The sequence below is a fragment of the Synechococcus sp. H60.1 genome, assembly GCF_047462335.1.
Classification (GTDB): Bacteria; Cyanobacteriota; Cyanobacteriia; order Thermostichales; family Thermostichaceae; genus Thermostichus.
Genome location: NZ_JANSJA010000064.1, coordinates 63,393 through 73,626, shown reverse-complemented (window position 1 = coordinate 73,626; position 10,234 = coordinate 63,393). Strand labels below are relative to the sequence as shown.

Below are 10,234 nucleotides of genomic sequence, written 5' to 3'. Positions count from 1 at the left end.
GGTGGGGAATCCCGCGCCTTACGTTGAAAGACAACGCTAAGGTGCAACCAGGCCAGTCTCAGGGATCCCTCAACAGCACCGTCTCGGTCACAGCGGCACTTTGTCCCAACCGGTCGAAAACTCGCAAACTAAGCAGGTAGGAGCCGGGCACCAAGTTTGAAGGGGGGCGGATGCGGAAGCGGGTAGTGCAGGACACCTCGCCGGAGACACAGTTGACCTGGGCTGCTGACAGCGTCTGCACCTCGATCCCTGACCATGACACCTGAAACGCCAGCTCCGCCGGGATCCGACCCGGCACCGACACCGAGACCCCGACCTCCAAAAAGCCGCCCCGGCTGACGGCGGCAGGAATGTCGCTGCTGGTGATTAGCGGCGGCAAAGGGGTTCTGGCAGTGAGCGCGTCGGCACCACAACTGACCGAAGCTACACTCAGCAGGGCCAGCGCCAACTCCCAAAGTCTAGATCCCAGCTTGATCACAGGACTCCCGCCCCAAAACTAACTCCCCCAAGTATAGAGGATGGAGGTGACAGCTCTAGCGTCAGTTTTGCGGGAACTCAAAAACTCACACTATATGTGGTGTCGAGCTGGATATTTGCCCGGAGCATCTGCTAGAGTAAAGCCCATAACCTGTCGAGCAGCCGGGCTATGGAAGTGGAAGAGGAGCTAAAAGCCTTGCGGGCGCGTGTGCGTAACTTGGAGCGCTCCCTAGCAGAGTCAGAAGCACTGTCGTTGCAGCAGATTGAATGTACCCATCGCCTGGAACGGCAACTGCTTGAAGTGCAGGCCCAACTGCAGGAGCGGGAGCAAGCTTTGCAGGCTTGTCAAGAGGAGAAGGCGCGGCTGGAACAACGTCCTACCCTAGAAGCTTTTCAGCTCCAACAGCAACACATTGAAGAGTTACAAAATCTCCTCTGGGAAATGGAGCGCCGACCCACGCTGGAGCACTACCAGATCCTGCAGCAACAGTTGCAGACCAGCCAAGCAGAAATCGAAACCCTGAAGGCAGAACTGCAGCGGCGCGTTGATCCGGCCCGGTTCTATCAACTGCAGCAGGAGCTCTTGGAGCTGAAACAGCAGGCCAACCAGTTGGGAGAATATGCCGTCAAGTTGCCGCAGGTGCAGCTTTTGCAAGCCCAATTGCAGCTCCGCATCCAAGAGCTGGAGAAGGAAAAGGCACAGTTGCAGGCGCAAATCCAGGAGCTGGCCGGTCGGCCTTCTGCGCAGGAAATGGAAACCCTACGGGCGGAGCTGGAAGCGGCCCACCGCCAGGCCGAGGCTGAGTGGCAGCGTCTCAAGGTGGATCTGGAAAGCGAAAAGGCACGCCTGGAAGCCGACTTGAATGCGGCACAGCAACGTCTTCGCGAATTGGAAGAACGCCCTTCGCAGGAGCAATGGGCAAGCTTGCAAGCGGAGCTGAACCGCTTGCGCCAACAAGCCTCTTTTGCCAAGGCTGAGCGAGCCACCTTGCTGGCGGAGCTGCAGCAGAGCCAGCAGCGTCAGGCAGAACAGACCCAGCAAATTGCCAAACTGGAGGCGGAGCTACAGGCTCTGCGCCAAGAGCCAAAAGCCCAAGGGGATCCCAGCGGCGAGGCGGAGTCCCTGCAGGCGCAGCGGCTCCTTGCTCTAAAAGAGCAAGTGCAGGCTCTCACCCGTGAGCTCGACGCCTTACGGGCTGATCGGGATCAGCTTCTCCAAGAGCTGGCTCAGCGGCCCACCTTTGCCCAGTGGCAGGAAGTGCAGCAGCAGGTTCGGGAGCTGGCCCAGCGACCAACTCGGGAAAGCCTGGAAGAAGCCCAGCGGGCACGGGAGCTGGCGGAGGCCCATTATCTGGTTAGCCAAAAACAGATCGAGAAGCTGCAGCAGCAGGTGGCGACTTTGAAAACCGAGTGTGTGCAGGCCCACGCCTATGCCCAAACTCAGGAAAAAGAGGTGGCTCTGTTGTTGCAACGCAACCAGGAGCTGGAGGAACAACTGGCCGCCCTGCGGCAGTCGTCTGCAGCTCCTCCCCAAGCAGTTGTCGAGCTCAGGTCTGGCCGCCCAGCTCAGGAACGGGTTCAGGCGGTGCCTGAAGGGCCTGCTCCCTCCCCACCCACCAGCCGACCCACAACTGGGAGAACGCCCGCTGGTGGGATCCCCCCCCTTACCCTCAAGGAGGAGCAGGATCACACAGAAAGGCTGCTGAAGCGCTCTGTTTTGGCCACGGGCTGCAGCGGCGGAGAAAGGGGGGAGCGCAGCCGCATCGAGTTGCCGGCTTTTGTGCAGCGGCGGCCCTACTGAGGTTGCCATTCTTGCGGATCCAAGCGCTCTCCCGCCTGGAAACGGGGCCAGGCCCAGCGCAGCAGGGATCCCAGTTGGGCGTGAAACCGCTCCGGCCGAAATTGCAGAGCATGGGCACGAATCTGCTGCGGATCCCACTCCTGTCGCTCTGCCTGGCGCAGTCCTTCGACGAGGGCTTCCACACTGGCTTCGGGGATGAGGATCCCCGTTTGGCCGTGGATGACGGTCTCCCGGGTGCCTCCCCAGTTCAGGGCGACTACGGGGCGGCCACAAGCTTGCGCCTCCACCGGCACCAGGCCAAAATCCTCCTCCCAGGGGAACAGCAGCAGCCGGCAGTTGGCCAGCAACTCCTGCAGACGGTCTTGGGGCTGGTGGGGCAAAAACTCCACTTGCGGCCCTGCCAGTTGCTTCAGTCGCGGCAGCTCCGGCCCTTCCCCCACCACCACCAAACGGCGGCCCAGTTGCTTGCAGGCAGCAATGGCCAGATCCACCCGCTTGTAGGGCACCAGCCGGCTCACCACCAGGTCGTAGTCGGCTTGGGGATTGGCCACCGGCTCAAACCCCTGCAGGGGCACCGGCGGATAGATAACCACGGCCTCGCGGCGGTAGAGCTTGGCGAGGCGACGGCGAATGTGCTGCGAGTTGGCAATCAACAGATCTGGTCGCTGGGCTGCCACAAAATCCCACTGGCGTAGGCGGTGCAGCAGCCAGTGGCTGAGGGAGGAGAGAGGGCGGAGCCCTCCCAGACCTGCCCGTTTTAGATAGAGTTCTCGGCTTTCCCAGAGATAGCGAGGGGGGCTGTGGATATAACTGAGGTGCAGAGTGGAGGCCCCCGTCAGGATCCCTTTGGCAAAGGCATGGCTGCTGGAGATTACACAGTCATAGCCGGAAAAGTCGAAGCTCTCGTAGGCCAAAGGCATCCAGGGCAGGATGTACTTTAGGCGGGCATGGTAGCTGCGGCGCAGCACCCCCAGCCGGCGCGCCCAGCCCTGCAAAAACGAAGTGTGAATCGACAGCTTCTGCCAGCCCGGCGGCAAGGTGTGGGCCGAGAAAAGGCTGACATAGAGAGGAGCTTGCGGGGCAAAAGACACCAACTCCTGCAAAACCCTTTCCGATCCCCCCGGCCAGATGAGGTACTCATGCACCAACGCTAGGCGTTGTGGCCAAGCGGGATCCCAGCTTGGGGCAGGGTCGGGCATGGCTAGGATTCTGCAGGGCGGCGCTTCTGGCCGATGGGCCCGCTTACCTGCCGGGCTTTCTCGTCAAGGCGTTCGCTGATGTAAGCGTAGATCTCGCGGAAGCGGGGTACTGCCCGCATCTCTAGGCGGCTGCCGTCTTTGAGGGTAAGCACCATATCGCCCCACGTGCCCAGGCCCCGTGGCACCGTCACCACCCTGGCAATCTCTTTGTAAATGACATCAGAGCGCTCCTTCCCCCCCCAGCCGCCAATGACAGTGATGCGGCGGTTGGTAATCCGGTAGTGAACCCACAGCCTGCGCACCAGCGCCCCCACAAACAGAGGCAAGCCGACGAGGGTGAGGCCGAGGAAGGAGTTCAACACCAGATCGCCCGTGTGAGGGCCGCCCTCAAAAAAAACCTCTTCTTTGATAGCCATGCCCAGTCGAGTGTTAGCAGAGACAATGTCTAAAAACAATCTTAAACAGTTTCTTAGCCTTTCCCAACTGCCGGGGAAGCTAGCGGGAGAGGCGGGATCGGGTTTGCCGTTGAAGGGCTTGCGCTGAGCAATAGGTGGCCCAGATCAGGCGAACAAACAGGGCTATCACAACCAGCGCCACGGCTGCTGCCCCGATATTGCCCAGCCAGCCCCATCCCTCTAACCCGGTCAGGGCTACCAAGGCCCAAGAGGCAGGGTGCAGCATTCCCCCCAAAAGAAGAATCTGGGAAAACAGGTGCCCAGCCGTAAAGCGGGATCCCAACACCACCAGCGCCAGTCCGCCGCCGATGTTGATTAGCCCCATATTGCCCAAAAAGGCGTAGCAGATGTGCCAGGCGTATTTCTGTTTGGGCACCTCTTGCCAGGAAAGGGGTTCCCTAGGGATCCCTGGCAAATCCTGCGGAGCGGGCAGCAGCGGCTGAACTTGGCTGAGGATGAGGCCCAGGACGATGGCTGCCAGCAGCATCACCACTCCCGCCTTTACATTGAGCTTGCCAGGGATGGCCAACTCGGGATGTGCCCACATTGCAGGTTCTCTGGATCCCGTCCTAGCCTATCCTGTCTTTGCCCCCAACCGGGAGATTGGCCAGCGGACTACTGGCTGGAGGGGCTTGGCTATCCGGGTAGAGCGGCGTGCCACAGCGCTTGCAGAATTGGGCATCCTCATCGTGCTGGGAGAGACCACAGCCTGGGCAGGCCCACTGAACTGAGTTGCCGCTTTTCACCAGTTGCTTGATGAGCTCCCCCACTTGCCAAGGGATCAGGGCCACGCCCGTCAAGATCATCAGCACCGTCAACAGCCGGCCCAGCTCGGAGGTGGGGGTGAGATCCCCAAACCCCACCGTGGTCATGGTGACAACAGAAAAGTAGAAAGCATCCAAAAAGGTGGCAAAAGCGGTGGGATTGGCCGGATGTTCCACCTGGTAGATAAGGCCAGAGTAGACAAAGACAATCGCAAAGAGAGTAAAAAGGATGCGCAACAAGATGCGGGTGTCAGCAGAGATTACCTGACCCAATAGGGTCTTGCCCTCCACTAGGCGCAGCAGCCGCAGGATGCGAAACCAGCGCAGGAGACGGATAAAGCGAATATCGGCTAGACCAGCAAAAAACGGCAAAATCGCCAGCAAGTCAATGAGCGAATAGAGGCTGAAGACGTAGCGCAGCTTCTGCGGAGCCGCTGCCCAACGCAGCAGGTACTCCACTACAAACAGGCCAAGGATCAGGCGATCCAGCCGCTCTAGGCTAAGGCGCACCTCCAAGGGCAGGGGGTAGGTTTCCGCCACAAAGAAGGTGGACGAGCAGAGAACCAGGGCTGCCACCAGTAAATTGACCCAGCGGCTTTCGGGAGTGTCTTCATCTCCCCAATACCGCTGGAGGAGGCCAGCAGGGACAAGCTTGGCTTGAGGGGAGGCCTGGGAGGGCAGGGTGGTCACAAACGGGATCCAGCTGGGAGAGATCGAGAGAGTTTCCTTTGAGCGCCTATTGGGCGTACCTTGACTAGGGTAATGGAAACTGGTAAGTGGAGCGAACTTCGCTCCTGCAAACGTCTAGGCTTGAGTTGAGTATTGAATCGATGTTGCCTCCCATTGTCCTGGCTTCGCAATCTCCTGCCCGCCGCCAACTGTTAGAAGCTGCCCGGATCCCTTTCCGCGTTCAACCCAGCTACTTTGACGAAAGCCAAATCCAAAGCTCGGATCCGGTGGAGCTGGTGCAGAAGCTGGCCTCGGCCAAAGCCGAAGTGGTGGCGGCCCAACAACGGCAGCCCGTCTTGGTTATCGGGGCCGACTCGGTGCTCTACCTAGGTGGCGAGATCCTGGGCAAGCCGGCCAATGCTCTGGAAGCGGAACGGCGCCTGCGGCAAATGCGGGGCGAGGTGGGGGAGCTCTATACGGGCCATGCCTTGATTGACACGAAGCAGAACCGCCGCCTCGTCCACTATGCGGTCACACGGGTGTTTTTTGCCAAGCCCAGCGACGAGGAGATCCGCGCCTACGTGGCCACCGGCGAGCCGCTCAATTGTGCGGGCTGCTTTGCCATCGACGGTCGGGGCAGCCTGTTTGTGGAGCGGATTGAGGGGTGTCCTGGCAACGTCATCGGGTTAAGTTTGCCCCTGCTGCGGCGCATGATCCAGGAGTTGGGCTACTCCCTCACCGAAGTCTGGAGTTAGCTAGGGGGGGTGGACAAGTCCCGCACTGCACTGGCAAAGCCAGGGCCGGGATCCAAACACCCCCGCCAAGAGGCGGTGAGCGCTGCTGGAGTCGAGGACACCTACGCGGTGGGGCAGCCTATGTCTGCTCGTGGAGGGACTGCAAGATCCCGTTGAAGCGGAAAAGGAGGAGGTCACCCGTCTAGATGCCGCTTGAGCAGCTCGTTGGCTAGCTTAGGATCCGCCCGCCCTTGGGTTTTTTTCATCAATTGCCCGACAAAGTAGCCAAAGAGCTTGGTTTTGCCCCCGCGATACTGCTGCAGTTGCTCGGGGTTTTCTGCCAGCACCTCGGCAATCATCTGCTCCAAGAGGTGGCTATCGGAGATTTGGGTCAGGCCCTTGGCCTCCACCAAGGCGCGGGCAGAGCCACCTTTTTCCAACAGCTCCGGCAGGATCTCCTTGGCAATTTTGCTGGAAATGACGCCCTGCTCGATGAGGCTAATTAACTCGGCCAGGGTTTCCGGTTTTAGGGCAATGTCGGGGTAGTCCAGCTTGTGGGTGTTGAGGTAGCTGGCAATGTCGCTCATCATCCAGTTGGCGGCTGCCTTCGGGTCAGCGCCAGCGGCAACCACGGCCTCAAAGTACTCGGCGGTGTTGCGCTCGTCGCTGAGGTAGCGGGAGTCGTACACCGAAAGGCCATATGCCTCCTGGTAGCGCCGCCGCTTCACGCCGGGCAATTCCGGCAGCTCCGCCTGCCAGCGGGCTTTTTGCGCCTCGGTAACGCGAATAGGCGGCAGATCCGGCTCGGGAAAATAGCGGTAGTCGCTGGATCCCTCTTTCTTGCGCATGCTGATGGTGCGCTGGCTGTTTTCTTCCCAAAGGCGGGTTTCCTGCACGATAGGCTCGCCTGCTTCCAAAGCCTTGACTTGGCGGTTGAACTCGTACTCAATCGCCCGCTGGATAGCGTTGAAGGAGTTCATGTTTTTGATTTCCACCTTCGTGCCGAAGGTTTGACTCCCCAGCGGACGCACCGAGATGTTGACATCGCAGCGCAGGGATCCCTCCTGCAGGTTGCCATCACACAGGCCGGCGTAGCGCAGGATGCGGCGCAGCTCCTGCACATATTCGGCTGCTTCTTCCCCGGTGCGGATATCCGGCTCGCTGACGATCTCGATGAGGGGGACTCCTGCCCGGTTGAAATCCACCAGGGAATAGCTGGATCCCGCAAGGCGATCGCTGCCGGCATGCACCAACTTGCCCGCATCTTCTTCGATGTGCAAACGAGTGATGCCAATGCGCTTGGTGCGGCCGTCGCTAAGCTGGATCTCAACCCAACCGTGGGTGGCAAGGGGCAGGTCGTACTGGGAGATTTGGTAGTTTTTGGGCAAGTCGGGGTAGAAGTACTGCTTGCGGTCAAACTTGCTGTAAGGGGCAATGGTGCAGTTGAGGGCCAAGCCAGCCTTGACTGCGTATTCCAGCACTTTCTCGTTGAGCACCGGCAGGGTGCCGGGCAGGCCCATGCAGATGGGATCTATCTGAGTGTTGGGGGGAGCGCCGAAGGCCGTCGCGCTGCTGGAGAAGATCTTGGAGCGGGTGCTGAGCTGGCAGTGCACCTCCAGCCCAATGACAGCTTCGTATTCCACTTTGGCAGGAGCAGCAACCGTCATGGCCAAAAGAGTAAAGGGCAGGTTTCCCCATTCTAGTGGGATGTCACCAGCTCCTGACCCGCTGCCTCAAACGGTGGGGCGGATCTCAAAGGTGGAGAGGCCCTCGGGTGGCTCGGAGCGGTGTTCGACGCCCTCCACCTGCGAGCCGGGGCTGCCCTGCTGACACCAGCGCAGCATTGCCTCCACCGCCGCCGGGGATCCCTCAAAAACGGCCTCGACACGGCCATCCCGCAAGTTGCGCACCCAACCGTGGACACCGGTGCTGCGGGCCATGGCTTCCGTGTAAGCCCGAAACCCTACCCCCTGAACTCGCCCGCGTACCCAAACGTGAACGCGAACTGTGTCACTCATGTCGACAGGGATCCCTCCTCCGAGGTGCTGCGGGGTTCTGGAGCTGCTGGCGGCTCGGCTGGCTGGGCCGTAGTTTTCTCGGCCTGCTGCTCTAGGCGCTGCCAGAGAACGTGGACAAGGGTAACCAACGCCAGGATCCCCAACGAGATCCCGCAGGCGTACCCAATGGCTTGCCACAGCACAGGAGACATGCGCCAACCTCGCTTGTGCAGAAAGCTCCCTTCTGACCTTATCAGACAGAAATGGAAGAGAGGGGATCCCTCTCCCCGACAACACCCCCCAAGCTGGACAAGATTCGGCACAATGGGGAGAAGTGTTTCTAGCGAGCAGTTGAGAAGAGGCCATGGCCTACAAACTCTGGATCGACGGCCAATGGGTGGATAGTCAAGGGGGAGACCTGATGGTTATCGAGAACCCGGCCACGGGGGAGAAACTAGCGGAGGTGGTGGACGCCAGCCCCGCCGATGTGGATCGGGCAGTACAGGCTGCCCAAACCGCCTTTTCCGATGGCCGTTGGTCGAAGCTCACCCCCGCCGAGCGATCCCTGGCCCTCTGGAAACTGGCGGATTTGATCGAGGCGCAGGCTGCTGAACTGGCGCGCCTGGAGTCGGAAAACACCGGCAAGCCCTATGAGTTGGTGAGCTTGGGAGGGGATCTGCCTTTTGCGGTAGATAACCTGCGTTTCTTTGCCGCTGCCGCCCGCGACATCCATGGCTTCAGCGCCGGAGAATACGCCAAGGGTTACACCTCACTATTTCGCAAGGAGCCGGTGGGGGTGTGCGCGCAAATTACCCCCTGGAACTACCCGCTGCTGATGGCCGTCTGGAAGATTGGCCCTGCCCTAGCCGCCGGCTGCACGGTAGTGCTCAAGCCTGCTCCCACCACTCCTCTAACCACCTTGAGGCTGGCGGAGCTCACTGCCGAGGCCGGGATCCCGCCGGGGGTGGTCAACATCGTTACCGGAGGCAATGCCACTGGCCAAGCCCTGGTGGAACACCCGCAAGTGCGCATGGTCAGCCTCACTGGCTCTACCGCCACCGGCAAGCAGGTGATGCGCACCGCCGCCAACACCCTGAAGCGGGTGCATTTGGAACTGGGGGGCAAGGCACCCTTCCTGGTTTTTGCAGATGCCGACGTGGAAAGCGTGGCTGCCAAGGCCGCCTTTGCCGCCACCTTCAACAGCGGCCAGGACTGCACGGCAGCTACCCGCGTCTATGTGCACGAGAGCAAGCTGGCGCAGATGCAAGAGGCCATTGTCGAGGCAATGCGCAAGGTGGTGGTGGGGCCTCCCTTTGAGGCGGGGGTGGAGATGGGGCCCCTGGTCTCGGCAGCCCAGCGAGAGCGGGTGATGGGATTTGTGGAGCGGGCCAAAGCCGAGGGAGCCAAGGTGCTGACCGGCGGGCGGATCCCTTCCCAACTAGACCGGGGCTACTACTACGAACCCACAGTGATTACCGATGTCGATCAAAAAGCGGAGATCGTGCAGAGTGAGGTTTTTGGGCCGGTTCTCACGCTCGGCTCGTTCCGCGAAGAAGCGGAAGCGCTACGCCTGGGCAATGACGTCCTATACGGGCTGGCGGCTTCTGTGTGGACTCAAGACATCGGACGAGCGATGAAGCTGGCCGCCGATCTGGAGGTGGGCACCGTCTGGATCAACGATCACCTCCCCATCGCCTCGGAGGCCCCCCACGGCGGCTTCAAGCAATCGGGATTTGGCAAAGATCTCTCGGCAGAGGCGGTGCGCGACTATCAGATTACCAAGCATGTGATGATCGCCACCCCCTGAAGCTACGACCATCCTGAGCAGCCATAAAACGAAATGGCAGCAATCCAGCAGGAACATCCCCTGTCCCGCAGAAACCCTGCGCCGCCTTCTTTGCGCTGGCAACGCGGGCTCACCTCTGGAAGGGGGGTCGGGGGTGAGGGTGCAGAAATCTCGGTCGCGCAAGCAGTGCGTCGCTTTAAGACAGTAGACTATGTTAACCCTTCCGCCAACTAAAGTCGGTGGATGCTTACGCAGCCCATAAACGGACCCGTAAAGGCGTTGTCAAACTGCCTCTATACAGTCCCTTGAAGCAAAGCTCCAAGGTTCTTTTCTAAGTAGGAACGCCTCTCAA

The 10,234-nt window shown here is 60.5% G+C and carries 11 protein-coding genes; 3 read left to right on the top strand and 8 right to left on the bottom strand.

What is annotated here, in order from left to right:
- Positions 1–58: 58 nt before the first annotated feature.
- A complete protein-coding gene (locus NW852_RS03870) occupies positions 59–478 on the bottom strand; it encodes a hypothetical protein (protein WP_414365832.1) in 420 nt (139 codons plus the stop codon).
- A gap of 168 nt (positions 479–646) precedes the next feature.
- Between NW852_RS03870 and NW852_RS03865 the strand changes: the two genes are divergently transcribed.
- Positions 647–2,278 (top strand): hypothetical protein, encoded by a 1,632-nt coding sequence (locus NW852_RS03865; RefSeq protein ID WP_414370488.1) that lies wholly within the window; start codon positions 647–649, stop codon positions 2,276–2,278.
- On the opposite strand, the gene NW852_RS03860 is transcribed toward NW852_RS03865, so the two are convergent.
- The 4 genes from NW852_RS03860 to NW852_RS03845 all read right to left on the bottom strand — a co-directional run bounded on the left by NW852_RS03860 (position 2,272) and on the right by NW852_RS03845 (position 5,386).
- Entirely contained in the window at positions 2,272–3,477 is a 1,206-nt protein-coding gene (locus NW852_RS03860) for a glycosyltransferase (protein ID WP_414365830.1), read from the bottom strand. The two genes, NW852_RS03865 and NW852_RS03860, sit on opposite strands and share 7 nt — an antisense overlap.
- 2 nt (positions 3,478–3,479) lie before the next feature.
- Positions 3,480–3,893 (bottom strand): PH domain-containing protein, encoded by a 414-nt coding sequence (locus NW852_RS03855; protein WP_414365829.1) that lies wholly within the window; start codon positions 3,891–3,893, stop codon positions 3,480–3,482.
- Between the two features lie 79 nt (positions 3,894–3,972).
- The gene (locus NW852_RS03850) at positions 3,973–4,479 is read right to left on the bottom strand and encodes a hypothetical protein (protein WP_414365828.1); all 507 of its coding nucleotides are present in this window, start codon (positions 4,477–4,479) and stop codon (positions 3,973–3,975) included.
- Between the two features lie 22 nt (positions 4,480–4,501).
- Complete coding sequence (locus tag NW852_RS03845; RefSeq protein WP_414365827.1) at positions 4,502–5,386, bottom strand: ion transporter; 885 nt, start codon at positions 5,384–5,386, stop codon at positions 4,502–4,504.
- Between the two features lie 140 nt (positions 5,387–5,526).
- Between NW852_RS03845 and NW852_RS03840 the strand changes: the two genes are divergently transcribed.
- A complete protein-coding gene (locus NW852_RS03840; protein WP_414370485.1) occupies positions 5,527–6,120 on the top strand; it encodes a Maf family protein in 594 nt (197 codons plus the stop codon).
- Positions 6,121–6,293: 173 nt separating this feature from the next.
- Here the strand turns inward: NW852_RS03840 and gatB are convergent, their stop codons facing one another.
- The 3 genes from gatB to NW852_RS03825 all read right to left on the bottom strand — a co-directional run bounded on the left by gatB (position 6,294) and on the right by NW852_RS03825 (position 8,308).
- The gene (gene gatB, locus NW852_RS03835; RefSeq protein WP_414365825.1) at positions 6,294–7,766 is read right to left on the bottom strand and encodes an Asp-tRNA(Asn)/Glu-tRNA(Gln) amidotransferase subunit GatB; all 1,473 of its coding nucleotides are present in this window, start codon (positions 7,764–7,766) and stop codon (positions 6,294–6,296) included.
- A 66-nt stretch (positions 7,767–7,832) separates the two neighbouring features.
- Positions 7,833–8,117: an acylphosphatase gene (locus tag NW852_RS03830; RefSeq protein WP_414365824.1), complete on the bottom strand. Its 285-nt coding sequence runs from the start codon at positions 8,115–8,117 to the stop codon at positions 7,833–7,835.
- Positions 8,114–8,308 (bottom strand): hypothetical protein, encoded by a 195-nt coding sequence (locus tag NW852_RS03825; protein WP_414370483.1) that lies wholly within the window; start codon positions 8,306–8,308, stop codon positions 8,114–8,116. The genes NW852_RS03830 and NW852_RS03825 overlap by 4 nt, the downstream gene beginning before the upstream one ends.
- Positions 8,309–8,460: 152 nt before the next feature.
- On the opposite strand from NW852_RS03825, the gene NW852_RS03820 reads away from it, so the two are divergent.
- The gene (locus tag NW852_RS03820; RefSeq protein ID WP_414370481.1) at positions 8,461–9,903 is read left to right on the top strand and encodes a gamma-aminobutyraldehyde dehydrogenase; all 1,443 of its coding nucleotides are present in this window, start codon (positions 8,461–8,463) and stop codon (positions 9,901–9,903) included.
- Positions 9,904–10,234 lie beyond the last annotated feature (331 nt).

Excerpts from the sequence above, each read along its gene's own strand:
- NW852_RS03840 (WP_414370485.1), top strand. The coding sequence starts at position 5,527 with ATGTTGCCTCCCATTGTCCTGGCTTCGCAATCTCCTGCCCGCCGCCAA.
- NW852_RS03830 (WP_414365824.1), bottom strand. The coding sequence starts at position 8,117 with ATGAGTGACACAGTTCGCGTTCACGTTTGGGTACGCGGGCGAGTTCAG.
- gatB (WP_414365825.1), bottom strand. The coding sequence starts at position 7,766 with ATGACGGTTGCTGCTCCTGCCAAAGTGGAATACGAAGCTGTCATTGGG.
- NW852_RS03820 (WP_414370481.1), top strand. The coding sequence starts at position 8,461 with ATGGCCTACAAACTCTGGATCGACGGCCAATGGGTGGATAGTCAAGGG.
- NW852_RS03850 (WP_414365828.1), bottom strand. The coding sequence starts at position 4,479 with ATGTGGGCACATCCCGAGTTGGCCATCCCTGGCAAGCTCAATGTAAAG.
- NW852_RS03860 (WP_414365830.1), bottom strand. The coding sequence starts at position 3,477 with ATGCCCGACCCTGCCCCAAGCTGGGATCCCGCTTGGCCACAACGCCTA.
- NW852_RS03825 (WP_414370483.1), bottom strand. The coding sequence starts at position 8,308 with ATGTCTCCTGTGCTGTGGCAAGCCATTGGGTACGCCTGCGGGATCTCG.
- NW852_RS03865 (WP_414370488.1), top strand. The coding sequence starts at position 647 with ATGGAAGTGGAAGAGGAGCTAAAAGCCTTGCGGGCGCGTGTGCGTAAC.
- NW852_RS03855 (WP_414365829.1), bottom strand. The coding sequence starts at position 3,893 with ATGGCTATCAAAGAAGAGGTTTTTTTTGAGGGCGGCCCTCACACGGGC.